At 62.8% G+C, this 20,467-nt stretch carries 17 protein-coding genes and 1 pseudogene; 9 read left to right on the top strand and 9 right to left on the bottom strand.

What is annotated here, in order from left to right; all coding sequences use genetic code 11:
• The first annotated feature begins 60 nt into the window (after positions 1 to 60).
• Entirely contained in the window at positions 61 to 1,347 is a 1,287-nt protein-coding gene (locus NKH30_RS11435) for a glycosyltransferase (protein WP_352469925.1), read from the top strand.
• On the top strand, positions 1,344 to 2,807 hold the full coding sequence (locus NKH30_RS11430; protein WP_352469926.1) for a lipopolysaccharide biosynthesis protein: 1,464 nt from the start codon (positions 1,344 to 1,346) through the stop codon (positions 2,805 to 2,807). The genes NKH30_RS11435 and NKH30_RS11430 overlap by 4 nt, the downstream gene beginning before the upstream one ends.
• A gap of 222 nt (positions 2,808 to 3,029) precedes the next feature.
• On the opposite strand, the pseudogene NKH30_RS11425 reads toward NKH30_RS11430, so the two are convergent.
• Positions 3,030 to 4,082: pseudogene (locus NKH30_RS11425) on the bottom strand (polysaccharide pyruvyl transferase family protein); the annotation flags it as partial.
• 293 nt (positions 4,083 to 4,375) lie between these two features.
• On the opposite strand from NKH30_RS11425, the gene NKH30_RS11420 reads away from it, so the two are divergent.
• The 6 genes from NKH30_RS11420 (at position 4,376) to NKH30_RS11395 (ending at position 11,984) form a co-directional block, all read left to right on the top strand.
• Positions 4,376 to 5,548 carry a glycosyltransferase family protein gene (locus NKH30_RS11420; RefSeq protein WP_352995473.1) on the top strand — a complete coding sequence of 391 codons (1,173 nt, stop codon included), beginning with the start codon at positions 4,376 to 4,378 and terminating at the stop codon, positions 5,546 to 5,548.
• Between the two features lie 11 nt (positions 5,549 to 5,559).
• Positions 5,560 to 6,552, top strand: coding sequence for a glycosyltransferase family 2 protein (locus NKH30_RS11415; protein WP_352469928.1), 993 nt, complete (start codon positions 5,560 to 5,562; stop codon positions 6,550 to 6,552).
• Positions 6,552 to 7,502 (top strand): glycosyltransferase family 2 protein, encoded by a 951-nt coding sequence (locus tag NKH30_RS11410; RefSeq protein WP_352681433.1) that lies wholly within the window; start codon positions 6,552 to 6,554, stop codon positions 7,500 to 7,502. Before NKH30_RS11415 ends, NKH30_RS11410 begins: the two co-directional genes overlap by 1 nt.
• Positions 7,492 to 8,442: a glycosyltransferase family 2 protein gene (locus tag NKH30_RS11405; protein WP_352540411.1), complete on the top strand. Its 951-nt coding sequence runs from the start codon at positions 7,492 to 7,494 to the stop codon at positions 8,440 to 8,442. Before NKH30_RS11410 ends, NKH30_RS11405 begins: the two co-directional genes overlap by 11 nt.
• A gap of 75 nt (positions 8,443 to 8,517) precedes the next feature.
• On the top strand, positions 8,518 to 9,414 hold the full coding sequence (locus tag NKH30_RS11400) for a UTP--glucose-1-phosphate uridylyltransferase (RefSeq protein ID WP_352540412.1): 897 nt from the start codon (positions 8,518 to 8,520) through the stop codon (positions 9,412 to 9,414).
• A 149-nt stretch (positions 9,415 to 9,563) separates the two neighbouring features.
• Complete coding sequence (locus NKH30_RS11395) at positions 9,564 to 11,984, top strand: polysaccharide biosynthesis tyrosine autokinase (RefSeq protein ID WP_352995469.1); 2,421 nt, start codon at positions 9,564 to 9,566, stop codon at positions 11,982 to 11,984.
• Positions 11,985 to 11,999: 15 nt separating this feature from the next.
• On the opposite strand, the gene NKH30_RS11390 is transcribed toward NKH30_RS11395, so the two are convergent.
• Positions 12,000 to 12,701, bottom strand: coding sequence for a metallophosphoesterase family protein (locus NKH30_RS11390; RefSeq protein WP_352995466.1), 702 nt, complete (start codon positions 12,699 to 12,701; stop codon positions 12,000 to 12,002).
• A gap of 193 nt (positions 12,702 to 12,894) precedes the next feature.
• Positions 12,895 to 14,802, bottom strand: coding sequence for a propionyl-CoA synthetase (locus NKH30_RS11385; protein WP_352995463.1), 1,908 nt, complete (start codon positions 14,800 to 14,802; stop codon positions 12,895 to 12,897).
• 173 nt (positions 14,803 to 14,975) lie between these two features.
• On the opposite strand from NKH30_RS11385, the gene NKH30_RS11380 reads away from it, so the two are divergent.
• Positions 14,976 to 15,767, top strand: coding sequence for a DUF2259 domain-containing protein (locus NKH30_RS11380; protein WP_352995460.1), 792 nt, complete (start codon positions 14,976 to 14,978; stop codon positions 15,765 to 15,767).
• A gap of 284 nt (positions 15,768 to 16,051) precedes the next feature.
• Here the strand turns inward: NKH30_RS11380 and dhaK are convergent, their stop codons facing one another.
• From dhaK to dhaL, 6 genes are read right to left on the bottom strand one after another with little or no spacing between them, the layout of a single operon-like run.
• On the bottom strand, positions 16,052 to 17,038 hold the full coding sequence (dhaK, locus tag NKH30_RS11375) for a dihydroxyacetone kinase subunit DhaK (RefSeq protein ID WP_352681425.1): 987 nt from the start codon (positions 17,036 to 17,038) through the stop codon (positions 16,052 to 16,054).
• 26 nt (positions 17,039 to 17,064) lie between these two features.
• Complete coding sequence (locus NKH30_RS11370) at positions 17,065 to 17,487, bottom strand: hypothetical protein (RefSeq protein WP_023676327.1); 423 nt, start codon at positions 17,485 to 17,487, stop codon at positions 17,065 to 17,067.
• A gap of 8 nt (positions 17,488 to 17,495) precedes the next feature.
• On the bottom strand, positions 17,496 to 19,112 hold the full coding sequence (gene ptsP / locus NKH30_RS11365) for a phosphoenolpyruvate--protein phosphotransferase (protein WP_352995457.1): 1,617 nt from the start codon (positions 19,110 to 19,112) through the stop codon (positions 17,496 to 17,498).
• Positions 19,096 to 19,398, bottom strand: coding sequence for an HPr family phosphocarrier protein (locus NKH30_RS11360; RefSeq protein WP_023676329.1), 303 nt, complete (start codon positions 19,396 to 19,398; stop codon positions 19,096 to 19,098). Before NKH30_RS11360 ends, ptsP begins: the two co-directional genes overlap by 17 nt.
• Positions 19,399 to 19,420: 22 nt before the next feature.
• The gene (dhaM, locus tag NKH30_RS11355) at positions 19,421 to 19,810 is read right to left on the bottom strand and encodes a dihydroxyacetone kinase phosphoryl donor subunit DhaM (protein ID WP_352469937.1); all 390 of its coding nucleotides are present in this window, start codon (positions 19,808 to 19,810) and stop codon (positions 19,421 to 19,423) included.
• Complete coding sequence (gene dhaL / locus NKH30_RS11350; RefSeq protein ID WP_352469938.1) at positions 19,807 to 20,409, bottom strand: dihydroxyacetone kinase subunit DhaL; 603 nt, start codon at positions 20,407 to 20,409, stop codon at positions 19,807 to 19,809. The genes dhaM and dhaL overlap by 4 nt, the downstream gene beginning before the upstream one ends.
• Positions 20,410 to 20,467: the final 58 nt, after the last annotated feature.

The raw sequence follows: 20,467 nt of genomic DNA, 5'->3' as shown, positions 1-20,467 counted from the left end.
CCAAAGCCATGCATGTCGCCTAAAAGCCGGCTCTCGCGCCTGACCAGGGTGGGAGCTGCTTTGGGACAACGACACGCACAACACCGGACGCTTGAGGCGCCTCGCACGGCGGCGACGGGCGTCATCCCTCATCCGCGCGAGCAGATCGCCGACCGGCCTCGAAAGATCGTCCATTCGATGAAGATTTGCTTCGTAGTTGATAAGTTCCCCTCTTTGTCGGAGACCTTCGTCCTCGACCAGATAGAAGGGTGCCTCGAGCGCGGCATGCAAGTCGGCGTCGTCTGCAACGAGACGTCCTTCGGCAAGGACAGCAACATCGACGATCGCCGCTGGCAGGCTCTCCCTGGCAAGGTCGTCTGCTGGTGGGGCGGGCTGGGGCGCTTTCGGCCGACGCTCAGGAGATGGTCGGGCAGGTTCTGGGATAAGCTCTCGACCGCTGTCGACATCGCTTTTGCGCGCAAGTTGCAGAACGCCGATGTGATCGTCGCGCATTTCGGCAATAACGGCATGCGCGTCGCCCGCGCCATGAAACGAGGCCGGATTTCCGCTCCGCTGGTGACCATATTCCACGGCCGCGATGTCGGCGAACCGCTGCATGACAACACGCTCACGCGCTACAAGGTTGTCTTCGACAAGGGCGTTCTCCAGCTCCCGGTGAACGCGTTTTTCCGCGACGCCCTGATCGGCGTCGGCGCACCCCCGGCGCAAGTCATGGTTCACCATATGGGCGTGCGGCCCGGTGAGATCGGCTACCATTGGCGTTCCTGGGACCGGGACACGCTGTCCTTCATCTCGGTCTGCCGGCTGACCGAAAAGAAGGGCATCGAATTCGCCCTTCGGGCGCTCGCCAGCCTGCCGCGGCGCGACTGGGTCTATTCGGTGATTGGCGGCGGCGAATTGCTGGAAGAGTTGAAGAAGCTCGCCGCAAATCTCGGCATTGCCGACCGGGTGACTTTCCTCGGGCCGCGTCCGCATGCCGAGGTCAAGCAGCGCCTGCGCAATGCCCACGTATTCCTGCTGCCTAGCGTAGCCGCGCGAGACGGCGATCTCGAGGGTATTCCGGTGGCGCTGATGGAAGCTATGGCCGCCGGGCTGATCGTCGTCAGCACCTATCACTCGGGCATCCCCGAACTGATCGAGGATCAGGAGACAGGCTTCCTCGCACCGGAGCGAGACGTTGCGGCGTTGGCCCGCAAGCTTGTCTGGGTGGCAGAGAACCCGGACAAATGCGAGCGCATCGCATATGCGGCGCGCCGCAAGATCGAGCAGGATTTCAACGCGGACGTACTCAACGAACGTTTTGCGCAGATCGTTGCTCAACTGGCCGAAGCCAGGCAGCCGGCATGAACGCCAACCCGCCCCCCCAGTTCGGTCGCGTCGCCCTGCGCGGCGGCATGGTGACGATCGGCGCGCAAGGCTTCAAGATGGCGATCCAGTTTCTCTCGGTCATCGTGCTTGCCCGTCTGCTCGTGCCCGAGGATTTCGGCCTAGTGGCTTCCGTCGGGCCGATCGTGGCCTTTGTCGGGCTGCTTCAAAATCTTGGCCTGCAACAGGCTGTGGTCCAGCGCAAGGATATCAGCACCGAGCAGCTCAACCAGGTATTCTGGATCAGTGCGCTGGTGGGGATGGGCAGTGCCGTGGTGGTTGCATGCCTGGCGCCCGCCATCGCTGCCTTCTATGGCGATCAACGCATGGTCGGGATCACCATCGGCTCTGCCTTGCCGCTGCTGCTTGGCAGCCTCGCCGCGGTGCCGCTGGCGCTGATGAACCGTCACTTGCGCTTTGGCCAACTCGCGCTGAACGACGTGATAACCGCCGCTGCCGGACTTGCGACTACCGCAATCGCCGCCTATGCGGGGCTGGGCTACTGGTCGCTGGTCATTGGCCCGGCGGTTTCGGCTGTTGTCGCGCTGGCCGCGGCATGGCAGGTGGCGCGCTGGACGCCGTCGCGGCCGGACCTGAAGGTCGATACCGACATATTGTCCTTCGGCGCCAATCTGACCGGCTTCAATCTGGCCAACTTCTTCTCGCGCAATCTCGACAACATCCTGATCGGAAAATATTCGGGCGCGATCGAGCTCGGCTATTATGACCGCGCCTACAAGCTCCTGCTGTTTCCGCTGCAGAATATCAACCAGCCGCTGACACGCGTGATGGTGCCGCTGCTGAGTCGCATCCATGAGGACAAGGCGCGGTTTCGCGACATCTATGTGCGAACCAATTGGATGCTGGCGGCCATCACTATGCCCGGCATCGCGGCGCTGACGCTGACGTCGGACCAGGTCGTCGGGCTTCTCTTCGGCGAGCGCTGGACGGCGGTGGCGCCGATCTTCGCCTGGCTGGGCATCGCCAGCCTGATCCAGTCCGTCTCGAGCACCACCGGCTGGATCTTCATCTGCCAGGGCAAGACCAAGACCATGTTCCACTGGGGCATCTACTCGTCGCTGACGACGGTCGCCGCCTTCATCATCGGCCTGCACTGGGGCGCCGTCGGTGTCGCGGCGGCCTACGCGATCAGCGGTTATGTGCTGCGCGTCCCGGTACTTGCCGTTCTTGTCCACCGGGTCGGCCCGGTGACCGCAGCCGACTTCCTGGTCATGCAGGGACTATTCATCGCGTCGTCGCTGCTTGCCTGGTCCGTGTACCGCGAGTTGCCGGCATCGCTGACCAGCCAGTCAGACCTGCTCGCGGTGGTCCTGGCGGGTGCCCTCAATTATTCGATCGGCCTGGTCCTCATGCTCGCCCTTCGCCAGTCGCGCAGCGCCCTGTTCACCACGCTTTCCAGCGCCATGCGCAACGCCCGCTAGGCCGGCAATCACCGGCCTCAAAAGCTCACCTGCCGACATCGCCGACGCATGCTCCTCAAGCACTGCCTGAAGGCTCGTCCTGCGATAGAGGTCGAGATTGGCGGTAAGTCTGCCGAGCTTCGCGCTCGCTTCCTCGGGCGTCACCGTGTCGATGTCGAGCAGCAGGTCGGCGACGCCGATCCGCTTGGCAAGTTCCTTGGTCTTGAATTCATAGGCAATCGGCAGCACCGGCGTGCCGACGCAGAGCGACATGATCATCATGTGCATGCGCGTTGCGACGACGAAGTCGAAGCCTTTCACCAGTGCCATCAGTTGCTCCGGCGTGTGGAACGAAGCGTCCACGCTGACATGCTTGGCGATCTCCGGATCGAGTTCGGCAACGATAGCCCGCGCCGTCTTGGAATCATCATGGGCGTATTCCGGCACGCCCTGGCAGGTGGAGACGAAGGTGACCTCCTTGGCGTGGTCCCTGACCAGGATGGTCGCGATCGCGCGGATCGAGTCGATGTAGCGGCGCATGCCGCCCTCGCCGTCGCTGACATAGTTCCAGTGACGGACGGAAATGGCGACGCGGCCGGTGACGGTCGCCGACTGGCCGGAGGCCAGAAAACTTCCGATCCTGTCGGTATCGGCCAGCGCAAAGACGGCGTCGGCCACGACATGGCATTTGCCGGGGTCGTTCACCATGTCCACAATGTGGCCTCGCGAACGTTCGTCGCGCAGCAGGATGAGCGGGCTCCGGTCGAAGATCGGGCTCAACTCCTGGCGATTGTAACTTTTGTTGAACGGGCCGAGCGATTGCGTGAAGAAGACCGGGTCCTTGCCCAGAATCGCGTCGATCCGGAATTGATTGAGGCGCCGTTCTAGATTGTAGGTCTCGACGAGATAGGTTCCGCCTGTCGTGACCACGAGGTCGGCGTCTTTGTAGATCTCGAGACCACGGCGATTGCTTGAGCTGAACAAACGCCCGAGAACGCCGCGGATGCCGAACCGCCGCAGGGCATTGAGTACGAGCCGATTGTAGATCGGCTTGAACAGGTTCTTCAGCCCACTGCCGTATTTGTAGCGGAACAGCGATTCCGACAGCAGCTTGTGGAATTCGAGATCCGGATACTCCTTCTTCGTGTAGAGCCTCGCCGCCACCTCCGGCTGGCTGTCGAAGACGTAGAACTGGATATCGTCCTGCATGATCGTCTTGAAAACATGGCGAATCGCCAGGAGAATCGCTGCGTCTCCGGTATTCAGGCAGACGGTGTTTTCAACCGCGATCTTCATTGAATGACCTCATTTCGTGAGTAGTCCCGCGGTTCGGTCGTCGGATGCCGAGGTGCGGGTTGGCCGAAAATGCTGCACGCCAAGGATGGTCCTCGCGTCGTGATTATTGGCGCGTAGCCCGACGGCAGGGCCAACGCGCGGTCCATGCGGCCCAAGCAGAGCGAGATTAACCCATCGATTTTGCAGTGCAACAAAAAATGTGGATCTTTGCTACGCTGCAACCAAAAATGTTGCGATGCAGCAAGAGCTGTACTAGCATTGTCGCGGGGCGGGCCAACAGCGGTCGAGTTTTCATGCTGCATGTCTTGTACTTGGTACACGACGTCTCCGACCCGGCAGTGCGCCGGCGGATCATAATGCTCAAGGCAGGCGGCGCCCAGGTTACGCTGGCGGGCTTTCGTCGTACGGCAAGCGCGGTTGCTGATGTCGAGGGCTTGCAACCGATCGATCTCGGCCCGACGCGTGATGGCCGATTCGCCCAGCGTCTGGCGGCGATCATGAAGGCGGTGGTCTCGACCGGCTCCAAGCTAGGTTCAATGCAACGGCCCGACCTCATTATCGCGCGCAATTTGGAAATGCTGGCGCTTGCCCGGCGGGCCAGGTCGGCTTTCCAGGCAACGGTGCCGATCGTCTACGAGTGCCTGGACATCCATCGCCTGCTACTTCGCGACGATCCGCTGGGCTGGGCGATGCGCGGCGCGGAACGCTTCCTGGCCAGGGATGTGAAGCTTCTGGTGACCAGCTCGCCGGCCTTCATCGCCAATTATTTCAAGCCGTTCGGACAGATTGCCGCGCCGGTCGAGCTGCTCGAAAACAAGTATTTCGAGCCAGCCGCGGCCTCGCTGGATGACCGCGCGGCGCCGGAGAACCCCGTTGCGCCGCCTTGGCGGATCGGCTGGTTCGGGGCGCTCCGCTGCCGCCGATCCCTGGAGCTTCTGGCCGATTTTACGCGCCGCCTCGACGGCCGCTTTGAAATCGTCCTCAGGGGCCGGCCGGCGCTGTCCGAATTTCCCGATTTCCACAGTTTCGTCGAGTCCGAACCTTGGCTCTCGTTTGGCGGGCCTTACCGCAATCCCGAGGATATGGCGGCGATCTACCGCCAGGTTCACTTTTCCTGGGCCATCGACTTTTTTGAGCAGGGCCTGAATTCCGAATGGCTGCTGCCCAACCGTCTCTATGAGGGCTGCCGCTTCGGAGCCGTGCCGATTTCGATGGGAGCCACCGAAACCGGCCGGTTCCTCGACCGGCAAGGCATAGGGGTTCTTTTGCCAGAAGCCACGCCCGAGGCGCTCGAAGCCGCCGTCGGCACGATGGAGCAGCGTCGGTTCGAGACATTGAGGGCGCGTGTTCTCGCCCGCAATCCGCGCACCTGGAGCTACGACCGCGCCGATTGCCGGGCACTCGTCGAAAAGCTCCGCGGGCTGACTGCGGCTCCCGGTCCATATGCTGCCGAAGCATTGGCATAGAAGGACTGCCGATGACGCAAACCGAAATTCCATCCTGCACGATCGTGGTTCCGTGCCTGAACGAAGCGGCCCATATCGGCGCGTTGCTTCGAGAGCTCCGCCCTGCGGCCGAGAGGCTGGGCGCCGTGATCATCGTTGCCGATGGCGGCAGCACGGACGGCACCAGGACGATCGTCGCGGACATCGCCGCAAAAGATCAGCGGGTGATCCTGCTGCACAATGAAAAGCGCTTGCAGAGCGCGGCAATCAATCTCGCCGTCGCCAGGTTCGGGGAAGGCGTCGACTATCTCATTCGCATCGACGCGCATGGCGGCTATCCTGCGGATTATTGCGACCGGCTGGTCGAAGAAGCGCAGGCCACCGGTGCGGATTCGGTCGTCGTCTCGATGCTGACCAGTGGCAGCGGCATGGTTCAGAAAGCAGCGGCAGCGGCGCAGAACTCCAGGCTCGGCACCGGCGGCTCCAAGCACCGGCATCTTTCGGCGGGAGAATGGGTCGATCATGGCCACCACGCACTGATACGGATATCGGCGTTCACCGCGGTCGGCGGCTATGACGAAACGTTCAGCCACAATGAGGATGCCGAACTCGACTATCGGCTCCGCCAGGCCGGTTACCGCATCTGGATGACCGGCAAGACGCAAATGGTCTACTACCCGCGTTCCTCGCTGAAGGGCCTCTATTTTCAGTATCTCGGCTATGGCCGTGGCCGGGCGAAGAACGTTCTCAAGCACCGCATGATCCCGAAGATCCGGCAGATGGTGCCGCTTCTGGTGTTCCCCGTGGTTCTTCTCGCCGCCTTTTCCTTCGTCCACTGGCTGGCGGCCGTGCCGCTTTTGCTATGGGCGTCGGTCTGCCTCGGCTACGGCTTTTGGACCGCTCTCAGCCAGCGCAAAGCCGACATTGCGCTGGCCGGGGTCTCGGCAATGGTCATGCATTTCGGCTGGTCGGTCGGTTTCTGGCTGCAACTGCTCGCACCGCGACCGCAGCGCGGGGTAGCGTGATGGACCCGGTCAGGAAAAATCGAAGCATCGATATCTGCGTCTGCACATTTCGCCGGCCGGAGCTTGCCGACACGCTTCGCTCCATAGCGGCCATGGATATGCCCGCGGGATTCGACGTCGGTGTTATCATCGCGGACAACGACGATACGCCGACGGCCGAACAGATGGTGACGACGCTGGCTGCGGAGTTGAAGCTGCCAATGACCTACCGGCACGCCCCGGCCCGCAACATCTCGATAGCGCGCAACGCTTGCCTCGATGCCAGTGCGGCGGATTTCGTCGCCTTTATCGACGATGACGAGACGGCCACCGCTGGCTGGCTTGCCGAACTGGTGGCGACGGCGGAAGCAACAGGTGCTGCGACGGTGCTTGGGCCGGTGCAAGCCCGTTACCTGCCGGATGCGCCCGCCTGGATGCGCAAAGGCGATTTCCACTCGACCTTGCCGGTCTGGGTGAGCGGCGAAATCCGCACCGGCTACACCTGCAACGTCCTGCTCAGGATTGGCGCTGAGAGCCTGCGCGGCCGGCGCTTCAGCCTGGCACGTGGCCAGACCGGCGGCGAAGATACGGAATTCTTCGACCAGATGGTCAAGGCCGGCGGCCGCATCGCCTTTTCGCCGGAGGCTTGGGTCGACGAAGCGGTGCCACCTGCCAGGGCGGCATTCGACTGGCTCGGCCGCCGCCGGTTCCGCGTTGGGCAGACGCATGGTCATCTTCTGGGGCGCAACGCACACGGCCTTGCCCGGCTCAAGCAGGTCGGCATTGCCGCGGCAAAGGCCGCCTACAGTTTCCTGTCGGCAATTCCGGTCGCCATCGACCCCGTACGTCGGAACCGCAGCGTGCTTCGCGGCATTATGCATGTCGGCGTCGTCAGCGGCCTCGTCGGGGTTCGTGAAATCCGCCAATACGGCCTGTCTTCGCCGCAGCAAGGGGGCAAGCGTGCAGCCTGACGTGAGCTTCGTGATTGCCGCCTACAATGCCGAGGCGACCATCGATCGGGCGATTGCCAGCGCCGTCGCCCAGCGCAATATCAGCGTCGAGGTCATCGTCGTCGACGACAAGTCGCGCGACCGGACGCTCGACCTGGCGAGATCCTACCCCGAAGACATCGTACGCGTTGTCGCGCTTGAGCAAAACCGTGGCCCCGGCGGCGCCAGGAATGCCGGCCTTGAGCTTGCCCGCGGCAGGTGGGTCGCGGTCCTAGATTCGGACGACGCGGTCTATCCCGGGCGAATCTGCACCATGATCGAGCGCGCGGAGAAAGCGGGCGCCGAGATCGCGGTCGATAATCTGCAGGTCGTTCGCGAGGATGGCGTTGCCGAAGAGACGATGTTCCCGGCCGACTATCTGGAAGGCCTCGGTTCAATCTCGCTGGCGGATTTCATCGGCGGTAACGTCCTCTTCGAATCGAGCTTCAATCTCGGCTACCTCAAGCCGATCTTCCAGCGCCGGTTCCTGAACGAGAACGGGCTTCGTTACGATGAAAGCCTGATCATTGGCGAAGACTATATCCTCCTGGCCAGTGCTCTGGCTAAAGGCGGCAAATGCATGGTCGAGCCGACGACGGGCTATATCTACCACATTCGCACCGGTTCCATCTCCCGGGTGCTCGAACTTCATCACGTCGAGGCGATGCGCAGGGCCGATGCCACCTTCGCCGCGACCCATTCCATGGATGCTGCGGCCGAGGCGGCGTTCGCCAGGCGCGCTCGCAGCCTGCGGCGGGCGGCATCATTCCTGTCGCTGGTTCAGCACATCAAGGCGCGGTCGCCGCTCAAGGCGATATGGACGGCGCTCAGCGATCCGGCGGCGGTTCGGCATATGAGCATGCCGATCGCCGTCCGGCTGCGAAGGGTAGCGGCACAGTTTGCCGTAGTGGCGGGGAGGTGAAGGGCTGCAGGTGAATGAAGACAGTTTCGCCGCCTGCGACAGGGTTGAAATCGATCTCCTCAGAAGGAACATGCAATGAAAAAAGTCAGGAAGGCAGTCATACCGGTGGCGGGGCTCGGAACGCGGTTCCTGCCGGCGACCAAGTCCATGCCGAAGGAAATGCTGCCGGTGGTCGACAGGCCTGTCGTGCAATATGCGGTTGACGAGGCGTTCGAGGCCGGCATCGAGCACATCGTCTTCGTCACCGGCCGCAACAAGGCGGTGATCGAGGACTATTTCGACCTGCATCCTGAACTGATCGGAACCCTGGAGCAGAGCGGCAAGAAGGCGCAACTCGAATCGCTTGAAAGCCTGCTTCCCGTCGCCGGCGCGACGAGCTTCATCCGCCAGCAGTCGCCGCAAGGCCTCGGCCATGCCGTCTGGTGCGCGCGCGAAGTCATCGGTGACGAGCCCTTCGCATTGCTTTTGCCGGACATGGTGTCCTTCGGCGGGCGTGGCTGTCTCGCCGAAGTCGCTGATCTTTACGCACGGACTGGCGCAAACGTCATCGCCGTCGAGCGTTGCGATCCGACCGAGACCAGCAAATACGGCATTGTCGGGCGCGGCGCTGATGTCGGCACGGGCTTCGAGGTAACGGCCATGGTCGAAAAGCCGGCTCCTGCCAACGCGCCGTCGAACTTCTACATCAACGGCCGCTACATCCTGCAGCCCGAGATATTCTCGTTGCTTGCCAGCCAGCAACGCGGCGCCGGAAACGAGATCCAGCTGACCGACGCAATGGTGCGTCTCGCACAGACCCAGGCCTTCTTCGCCCAGCCTTTCGACGGCCGCATGTTCGACTGCGGTTCGAAGGAGGGGTTCATCCAGGCCAATATCGCTTTCGCGCTGGCGCGGGAGGACATGAAGGGCCCGATCTTCGAGATGCTGCAGGAATTCGTCCGGTCGCATCAGCGTCGGGAAGAAGCCGCATAATGTCCATTTTTTCGAGGCATTGTGGGTGCGGCTGATGACGCAGGACAGGCCGTTGCGCCGCGCGTAACGCGCACTGTCCGCCGCAAGGTTTGCACCCTATGTCCCGACCTTCGAGGCGGTAGCGCCTGCAAACTAGAATTGGACCGAAGATGAACTATGCCAATTTTCCTGTCGACAAGAGGACGCCATTGCCGGCTTCTAATGCGGCAAACGCCGAAGACTTCATCGACATCGAGCGCCTGCTTGGCATGGCCGCGCGGCAGGCGAAAGTGGTTGCCGCCTGCGCCGTCATCGGTCTCTTTCTCGGCGTGCTCTATTTGCAGACGACGCCTCCTACCTATGTGGCGACGAGCAGCGTGCTGATCGACGAAGGATTGAACAAGGTCGTCGACGACATTTCGGCGGCGTCGGTCAGCATGCAGACCGACTCCGCCGTTCTGAGCCAGATCGAAATACTACAGTCGGCCAGGCTGGCTGGGGTGGTCGTCGACAAGCTGAAGCTCGATCAGAACGACGCTTTCATGAACCCTCCGACGTCGGCCCTGTCGAAGGTTGCTGGCTTTGTGCGCGGTATCGTCCAGTCTGTCCGCCCCAAGCGCGCCGCTAGCACAACCGATGTCACTCAGCTTGATGCTGCGACGCGTGACGCGATCACCGCATCCTCATCGCCCCGTGACTACGCAATCTTCAAACTGCAGACCCAACTCGATGCCGAGCGGATCGGCCGGAGCTTTGTCATCAGCATCTCCTTCCAGGCGACGGATCCGGCGCTTGCGACCGCCATCACCAAGGCCTATGCCGATGCCTATCTAGCCGATCAACTCGATGCCAGCTTCGACGCGACCGAGCGGGCGGCGGTCTGGCTGCAAGGCCGGCTGACCGAGCTTCGTGAGAGCTCCCAGGCGGCTGCACTGGCGGTCGAAAAGTTCAGGGCCGAACACGGATTGGCCGTCAATGACGGCCAGCTGATCAGCGACAAGCAATTGTCCGATCTCAACACCCAGCTGATCGTCGCGCAGGCGGATACAGCACGTGCCGGCGCCCGCTATCAGCAGTACAAGTCGATCGTCGAAAGCGGCTCGGACAACGCGTTCAAGGACGCTGCGATATCGAACGATCAGCCGAGCAGCTCGGTCATCACGACGCTGAAGAACCGCTATCTCACCGTATCCAAGCGACAGCAGGATGTCGAAGCCAATTTCGGCCCGCAACATCCGCAGGCCGTCGCGCTCGCCAAGGAGAAGGCCGACATATCGGCGCAGATTTTCGGCGAGCTGAAGCAACTGACCGAAAGCTACCGCAACGAATACGAGGTCGCTCTGGCGCGCGAAACCGCGCTCCGCGCAAATGTCGCCTTGGCGGCTGGCAAGAGCTCCATCGACAACCAGTCGCAGGTCAAGCTGCGTGAGCTGGACCAAAAGGCGACGGCGCTGTCGACGCTCTACCAGACGTTCCTGAACCGCTATGAGGAGGCCGCCCAGCAGCAATCCTTCCCGGTCGGCAAGATCCGGGTCATCTCGGACGCGACGATGCCGCAGTCGGCCGCAACCCCCCGCACAGCCATCGTGCTGGGGCTTTCGCTGGCGCTTGGCATGATGCTGGGGGCAGGGGTTGGTGGCCTGAATGAATTCAGGGAACGCTTCTTCAGGACCGGCGAGGATGTCCGCGACCGTGTCGGCCTCAAATTCCTCGGCTACTTGCCGGTCATCGGCAAGGCTGGCAAGGATGACCAGCGCAATGGCGGTCAGCCTGACGTCAAAGTCGTTGAATCCAAGACCGCCAAGTCCTCCAAATCCCAGCCCTCCAAAACATTGTCGGCAGCCGAAAAACGTGCGCGGATGCGGGTAACCGTCGATGCCCCGGCATCGATGTTCTCCGAGACGCTGCGCAACGCCAAGATCGCCTTCGACGTCGTGCTGGAGGGCCAGGGCAGCCGGGTCATCGGCGTGGTCTCGGTGCTTCCCGGCGAGGGCAAGTCGACGGTGGCGGCCAATCTTGCCGGGCTGCTTGCCGTCAACGGATCGAAAACGCTGCTGATCGATGGCGACCTGCGCAATCCCGGCCTCAGCCGCAGCCTCGGTATGGAGGCCGAGCAGGGCCTGATGGAAGCTGTGGTGAGCGGGCAGACATGGCAATCGGTCGGCAAGATCGACCGGCAGACCAAGCTGGCTATCATTCCGGCCGTCCTGCGTGGCCAGTTTTCGCATACCAGCGAGCTTCTGTCTTCAGCCGGCATGCGGCGTTTCATCGATAACGCCAAGGAAACCTTCGAATACATCATCGTCGATCTGCCGCCGCTCGGGCCTGTCGTCGACGCCAAGGCCTTCGCTCCGCTTGTCGACGGCTTCGTGCTGGTCACCGAGTGGGGACGCACGCCGCGTGCGATGGTGCAATCCATGCTCAGCTCGGAGCCCTACATCGCCAAGAAGATCATTGGCGCGGTGCTGAACAAGGTCGAACTGAAGAAGCTGGCCAAATATGGCGCGATCGGCGGCTCGGAAAAATTCTTCGACAAATATTCGAGCTACTATCTGGAAAAATCGGAAGCGCGCACCAAGGCAGCCGCCTGAGCGACGACATCGCGCTCAGGAAAATATCAACCTGGCGCGGTTGTCGACGATCCTGAGGGCGGTCAGCTGGCCGGTTTGGAAGGCGCCGGTGTCTATGCCAAGCCGGCGTCCCTCGAGCTTCGGAGTGTCGACCGGCGTATGTCCGTGCACGACATAGCGGTCGAGAAGATGCGCAGCGTCGAAGAAGTCCGAACGGATATTCAGCAGGTCGTCCTCGTCCTGCGCGGCGAGGTCGATGCCGGGCCTGATGCCGGCATGGACGAACACGAATTTCGCCGAACAGACCATGACCGGCAGCGCGCGCATGAAGCTAATGTGGTCGGCTGGAATGACTTCCCGAATGCGCTTGTCGACCTCCTCGCTTGACCCATAGAGATCGGCCATGCGCGACGGGTCGACGCCGTAGGAAAACAGCGTTTGCAGGCCGCCTATCGCCAGCCACGACTCTCTCGAAATGATCCCGTCGACGTAGTTCAGCATCACGACTTCGTGGTTGCCGGCAAGGCAGATGCGCTGGAAATCACGGAGCGGTGGCGCCAGCAGATGATCGAGCACACGCGCCGACTGGGGTCCACGATCGACATAGTCGCCAAGCATGATTATGACCTTGCGCCCTTCGAAGGGCGCCGAATCGAGCACGATCTTCTGCTCCAGGGCGCGGAGTTCCTTGTAGCAGCCATGCACGTCGCCGATCGCATAGACGACTGCGCCCCGCATATCGATCTCCAGCCGCTGGCGTGCCGCGGCCTGGGGCTTTCTCGATCGCTGGAACAGGGTCACGTATGGCGTCTCGCATGGCTGTGGGTGCGTCTCGATTCCGAAACAACATGACGACACCGCGCGTGGATACCACGTCCGGCGCCGGTCGTTCCATACCGGAGCTTCGGACACAACTCGGCTTCGGCGCCCATTACAGGCCGATGCCGCGGCGGTTCAGCGCGGCGGTGATCTCGTCGAGGATGGCCGGGTCGTCGATCGTTGCCGGCATGGCCCATTCCTCCTTGTCGGCGATCTTCTGCATGGTGCCGCGCAGGATCTTGCCGGAGCGCGTCTTCGGCAGGCGCTTGATCGTCACCACCGTCTTGAAGGCAGCGACCGGGCCGATCCGTTCGCGCACCAGGGTGACAACCTCGTTTTCGATGATGCCGGCGTCGCGGTCGACGCCGGCATTCAGCACGACGAAGCCGAGTGGAACCTGGCCTTTCATAGCATCGGAAATACCGACGACGGCGCATTCGGCGACGTCGGGATGCGCGGCCAGAACCTCCTCCATGGCGCCGGTCGATAGCCGGTGACCGGCGACATTGATGATGTCGTCGGTGCGAGCCATGACATAGAGATAGCCGTCCTCGTCCATCATGCCGGCATCCGCGGTTTTGTAGAAGCCGGGGAACTCGTCGAGATAGGCTTGGCGAAACCGCTCGTCGGCATTCCACAGCGTCGGCAGGCAGCCGGGGGGCAACGGCAATTTCACCACGACATTGCCAAGCGCACCACGCTTGACCTCATGGCCGGCATCGTCGAGCACGCGGATGTCGTAGCCGGGCATCGGCACGCCGGGCGAGCCGTATTTGACCGGCAGCAGGCCCAATCCAGCGGGATTGATGGTCATCGGCGAGCCGGTCTCGGTCTGCCACCAATGGTCGATCACCGGCACGGTCAATTTCTGCTCCGCCCATTTGATGGTTTCCGGATCGGCGCGCTCGCCGGCCAGGAACAGCGTCCGGAATTTGGACAGGTCGTATTTCGGGACGAATTCGCCCTTCGGGTCCTGTCCTTTGATGGCGCGAAAGGCGGTTGGCGCGGTGAACAGCGCGACGACGTCATGCTCGGCGATCACACGCCAATAGGTGCCGGCATCGGGCGTGCCGACCGGCTTGCCCTCGAACAGGATCGTTGTGCAGCCATGCAGCAGCGGGCCGTAGACGATATAGGAATGGCCGACCACCCAGCCGACATCGGAAGCCGCCCAGAACACTTCGCCCGGTTTGACGCCGAACTCGTTTTCCATCGACCATTTCAGCGCGACCATATGGCCGCCATTGTCGCGCACGATTCCCTTCGGCTGGCCGGTCGTGCCCGACGTGTAGATGATGTAGAGCGGATCGGTGGCAAGGACCGGAACACAGTCGACATTGGCACCCGCGGCCCGCTCGCGCGCCACGGCGTCGGCATAGTCGATATCGTGGTTTTCCCTGAGTTCGCAGCGCAGTTGGTCGCGCTGCAGGATAAGGCAGCTTTCCGGCTTGTGCCGCGACATCTCGATCGCCTTGTCGAGCAGCGGCTTATAGGCAACGACGCGCCCTGGCTCCAGGCCGCAGGAAGCAGAGATGATCAGCTTCGGCTTGGCGTCATCGATGCGGGTGGCGAGCTCATGCGAGGCAAAGCCGCCGAAGACCACCGAATGCACGGCGCCGATCCGCGCACAGGCAAGCATGGCGAAGGCTGCTTCCGGTACCATCGGCATGTAGATGATGACGCGATCGCCTTTTTGGATGCCACGATTCTTGAGCACCGAGGTCAGCGCGACCACCTCGCGCTTCAACTCGGCATACGTGAATCTCCTGATTGTGCCCGAAATCGCGCTGTCATGGATCAACGCGATCTGGTCGGCACGGCCGCCCGCCACATGACGATCGACGGCATTGAAGCAGGTGTTGCACGAGGCGCCAATGAACCACCTGCCATAGACGCCGGCATTGGCGTCGAACACCGTCTCGAAGGGCGAGAACCAGTCGATTGCGCCCGCGGCATCGGCCCAGAATTTTTCCGGGTCGCGTTTCCAGCCGTCGTAGACCTCGTGGTAGCGTGACGCCATCCAGCTTCCTCCCCAGGAATGTTTGCTGTCCTTGAAATAGCGTATGCTGGTTTGTGTAACCATGTATTTGTGCGTTTCGTTTGCTGTCGTTCTAACTTGGCCGCAAGTGCGGGTCATGAATGGTCTGGGGGCCGGTGTCGTTCGAATTTTCGGCATTAGGGGGTAAGGGCGCGATGAAATTGCGATATGAGCTTGGGTTTGCCGCGGTTGCGACGCTGGCGGTGGTGCTCGCTTCAGCTGCGCAGGCCGGCGATGCGGCGGCAAGGCGCATCATCGGCTTTTCGCCCGACGGCAACTATTTCGCCTTCGAGCAGTACGGCACGCTCGATGCCGGTGCTTCGGATTCGGGCTGGTCGGAGATCGACATCATCGACACGCGGACCGATGAGTTCGTCGGCGGCAAGCCGATCGTCATCGCCGACGAGACGGAGGATTCGACATTGACGCTTGCGCAGGCGAGGGCACAGGCCGCCGAACTGGCGGCGCCTTTGCTGGCCAAATATGCCATCGCGCCGCGCGGCGAGCGGACTGCCTTGGACAGGTTCACCTTTCCCGACGACATGGTCGCCTACAATGACATTGCGCGCCTCGAGCAGGTTTCGCAAAAATGGCTTTCGCCGGCCTATGACGAGCTTGGCACCATCCAGCTCGAGCAGATCCGTGCCGACAGCACGGCGGATTGTTCAGCGAGTTTCGACGCGACGCTGCAAGGCGAAACGACCGGCAAGGCGCTCGGCTTTCGCCTGACGCTGCAGGGTCAGGACGGCAAGCCGATCAAGCTGCTGCATGAGGACAAGGCGGTGCCCGGTTCGAGGAATTGCCCGACTTCCTACAGCCTGTCGGAATCTTACGCATTCACCCCGGATGGAAAACCGGGCGTGCTTGCGGTGCTCGTGCAGCGCTTCAGCCAGGGATTTGAAGGGCGCGACCGCCGTTTCATCGCCGTGACTGGCCAGGCGCACTGAGGCAACGCGCTGAGACGTAGTCCGCTACCCGAGTTTGTTGTCCCTAAAGCGGGAGGGCAGCGAGCATAAGTCCGACCCCGCCGACGATCAGCAAGGCGGCTGCCAGCACCTTTCCATGGCGCTCGAAACCCGTCGGCGCCCGATCCCAATTGTAACGCATGCTCGAACTCCCCAAACCCGCAGATTCTTTATCTTACGCAGGGTGAGGAGGGCAACTGTCTGGCGATGCGCGGCGTTGCCGATACCGGTCTTGTCACCGACTATTTCTGGGGCATTCTCCGCCGCTACATGCCCCAGCGCAGCGCGGCCGTATGTACCGGTGCATCCCACCAAACAGCCGCCTCGTCGTCGAGCATGCTCAGCGTGATCGAACAGCCGGCCATATCGAGCGAGGTCACATAGGACCCGACCAGCGACCGGATCACCGTCACGCCGTGCTTCTCGAAGATTTTGCGGGCGCTGTTGTACATCAGATAAAGCTCCATCAACGGTGTGCCGCCAAAGCCGTTGACGAAGAGTAGCGCCTGGCCTCTGGCACCGTCGCCCAGGTCACCCAGGATTGCGGTACAGATCTCCTCGGCGATAGCATCGGCGCTTTTCAATGTGTCGCGCCGCCTCCCAGGCTCGCCGTGGATGCCGACCCCGAACTCCATCTCGCCGTCGCCGATATCGAAGGTCGGCTTGCCCGCCGCCGGCACGGTGCAACTGGTCAGCGCCACGCCCATCGAGCGCGTCGCGCCGTTGACGCGCTCGCCGAGCGCCTTCAACGGCTCCAGTGCCATGCCTTGTTCGGCCGCCGCGCCGACGATTTTCTCGACCACCAGCGTGCCGGCGACGCCGCGCCGGCCGGTGGTGTAGGACGATTTTTCGACCGCAACGTCGTCATTGGTCACGATTTGCATCACGCCTTCCGACATTTCAGCGGCCATGTCGAAATTCATCACGTCGCCCTCGTAGTTCTTGACGATGAACAGGCAGCCGGCGCCCGTATTGACGACTTCGGCCGCCGCCATCATCTGGTCAGGCGTTGGCGAGGTGAATACCTGGCCGGGGCAGGCCGCATCCAGCATGCCGTGCCCGACGAACCCGCCATGTAGCGGCTCGTGACCCGAGCCACCGCCGGAGATCAGCGCCACCTTGCCCGGTGTGAGCAGCTTGCGGCGGACAAATTTGTGTTCCTCGCCAAGCGCCAGGATATCGGCATGCGCGGCAACGAAGCCGTCGAGGCTCTCGGTCAGCACCGTATCGACCGAATTCAAAAATTTCTTCATGGCCGTCCTCCCGAAATAGCCCAGCGTCAGCTGCCCTTGCCGGCGATGCTGGTGATCTTCTGGATGAAATCGTTGACCGCCCGGTCGAGCGCCGCGTTCTGCTTGTCGTCGCCGAAATCGGGAACGATCAGCGAGACATGGCGTGTCTTGCGCAAGCCTGCGGCCAGCGACATCTTTCCCGGATGCGCCCGATGGTAGGCCTCAAGGAAATGATCGCGTTCGGCCGGGCTGAAATGGCAGACGGAGAAGATAGCCGGCAAATGCTTCGACGGGATCGGCGTCGAATAGGCCGGGCTGGAAATCTGCGTGACGAAGCTGCGATGCTTGCCCAGCGCATCAGCGAGGCGCTGGCGCATGCCGGACGGGCGCTGGTCGATCACCTGCGACAGGATCGTCTTGTAGGCGCGGATCGCCTCTTCGGGGCCGGATTGCGACGCCTTGTCTGCCATACCGGGGCCTAGATCGAAACGTCCGCGATGGCCGCCTTGGCCATCGCGAGTTGGGCGGGAGCGACGGAGAGGTCACGCAGGCCGGTTTCGAGCAGCGCCGGGATCGAGGCGGGGTCGCCGCCGGCATCGCCACACAGGCTGACCGGGATATTATGCTCGCGGCCGAAGGCGGCAACCGAGGCGATCAGCCGGAGCACGGCCGGGTGCCTGACGGAATTCAGATGTGCGACCGACGCATTGTCGCGCGCGGCGGCCATCACGTATTGGGTCAAATCATTCGAACCGATCGAGAAGAAGGCGGCCTTGGCGAATGCCTCCGGTGCGATGGCCACCGACGGCACCTCGACCATGATGCCAAGCGGCGGCATTTTGTGCACGATGCCGCGCGCCAAAAGGTCAGCCTGCTCCTCAGCGAACAGCGCGGTGGCGCGTTCATACTCTTCCGGAACGGCGATCATCGGGAACATCACCTTCAGATTGCCGCGCATGGCGGCACGTAGCAAGGCGCGGATCTGCACGCGAAAGACCTCCGGACGCATCAGCGACAGCCTGATCCCGCGCAGGCCAAGGAATGGGTTACCTTCCTCGACGGTCAGGCCCGGCACAGGTTTATCGCCGCCCGCATCGACAGTACGGATCGTCACCGGCCTGTCGCCTGCCCATTCCAGCACTCTACGGTAGGCGCGATATTGCGTCTCCTCGTCCGGCAGCGTCTTGCCGAACAGGAATTCGGTCCGCATCAGCCCGACACCGTCGCACGCCGCAGCATCGATGCGGTCGACATCGGACGGATCGGCAATATTCACCTGCACGTGGACCGATATGCCGGTCTTCGTTGCTGCCGGCCTTGTCAAATAGGCTGCCGCTTTGTCGCGATGCGCCGCGAAAGACGATGACGATCGCCGGAATGCGTCGATCTCCGCTTTCGAAGGCGCCAACACGATGCCGCCATGTTCGGCATCGAGCAGTGCGATTCCGGCAAGGTGAGCCGGCGAAGCACCGGGCCCGGCTACCCCACGCGCTACGAGCCCCAACCCCACCACCATTGGCACGCCGCGTGAGCGTGCCAGCATTGCGACATGACTTGCGGCACTTCCGGCCGTAAGTGCTATGCCGCCGCCGGCACTCCAGTCGGTTTCGAGGAAGCGCGTCGGTGCGATATCCTCGCCGTAGAAGATCGCACCTGCCGGCGCGGCAATGTCGCCGCCCCCGGCAAGCGCGCGTAGCACCTGGTCGCGTATGTCGCGCATGTCGGCCGCGCGCGCCCGGAAATAGTCCTGCTCGGATGTTTCATAGCCGGCTATCTCGGCGTCGAGCGCTTTTCGCCAAGCCGCATCAGCAGCCATGCCCTCGGCAATTCGCGCAAAGGCCGGGCCGGTCAGCGAGTCGTCCTCCAGCATGGCGAGCTGGAATTCGAGGATCCCGGCCGCCTCGCTGTCGCTGGTTTGGATCAATGTCGCGAGCCGGCCTGCGGCAATAGAGATGGCGGCCTCAAGCGCCGCCTTCTCGTCCGCGGCAGTCGCCTTGCGGACATAACGCACAGCAGCCTGGTCCAGATCGAACAGCGGCCCCTCGGCATAGCCGGCCGATGCCGAAATGCCCTGCAGCCTAAGCGGTTCGGGCATGGTCCTTGCCTTCGTCGAAATCGCGCCGCACCAGCTCGACCAGTGCGCCGACCGCCTCGCCGGCGCCGTCCCCTTTGGCTCTGATATGCAGGACAGTGCCTTTCGGCGCTTTCGCCGCCATCACCTTGACGATGCTCTTGGCGTCGAACCATGGCCCGTTGGCGGCGAGCGCAATCTCGACGTCGGCCGAAAACGTCTTGGCAAGCTTGGTGAACTTCACCGAAGGACGCGCATGCAGTCCCACCTCATGGGTGATCAGGACGCTGGCTTCGGCTGCTGCGGACATGCTTGTCAAAATTCCCGTTCGTTCACGACGGCGACAATTCGTGCGCCGTCGCCACCACTTCCCTGAGCGAGGCGCCGCCGGAAGCCTCGGTCGCCGCCATCACCGCGCCTTCGACGATCGGCGCATTGCAGACGATGATCTTCTGGGCGCGTGGTTCGCCGATCATCTCGACCGCCATCTCGCTATTGGTCTCGGCACCGCCGAGATCGACGAGGATCGCGACCCCCGCCTCCGACCAGGCCTTGTCGATGGCGTCCATGATCGCCTCGACATTGGTTCCCAGCCCGCCATGGCCGTTTCCCCCGCACCATGCAAGCGGCACTTCGTTGCCGACCATCTGCCGCACCATGTCGGCGGTGCCTTCGGCGACCAGCGGCGAATGCGATACGATGACGATGCCGACATTGCTCATGCGCGCCTCTCGATTGCCTCGGCTACGGCCCGCACCAGAAGCGCAGTCGAGCGTGCGCCGGCGTCCATATGACCGATCGAACGGTCGCCAAGGAACGAGGCGCGCCCACGCAGCGCCTTCATCGGCACGGTCGCGTCGGCCGCGTTGTCGGCGATCTCGACGATGTCCGCTGCCGTCTTTCCCTGCAGCAGGGCCTCATGCACCGGCTGCAGCACGTCTAACATGGTTTTTTGCCCGGCCTGCGACTTGCCTCTGGCGGCAACCGCTTCGATCGCCTTGCCGAAGGCCGCCGCCAGGTCGGCGCGACCCGGCGCGGCGGAAATCTCCTTGCCGAGCGCCATGAACAGCGTGCCGAACAACGGACCGGAGGCTCCGCCGACGGTCATCACCAGTTTGGTGCCGATCGCCTTCAGCGCCTCGGGCAACGGCTTTGTCGCAAACGCGCCGGCCTCGGCCCGCACTGCCTCGAAGCCGCGTCTCATGTTGAGCCCATGGTCGCCGTCGCCGATGGCCTGGTCGAGACTGGTCAGCTCGTCGGCATGTGCGGCGATCGTGTTTGCCGCCGCCTCGATCAGCCTGGAAATATCCGCTGCCGCCATATCACCCATGCTCCTGGCCCCTGTGCTGCCGGCAGTACGAGAAAATTGCATATCCGGC

The organism is Mesorhizobium sp. M1273, from assembly GCF_040318195.1.
Taxonomy (GTDB): Bacteria; Pseudomonadota; Alphaproteobacteria; order Rhizobiales; family Rhizobiaceae; genus Mesorhizobium.
This window is presented reverse-complemented; position numbering and strand designations above follow the sequence as displayed.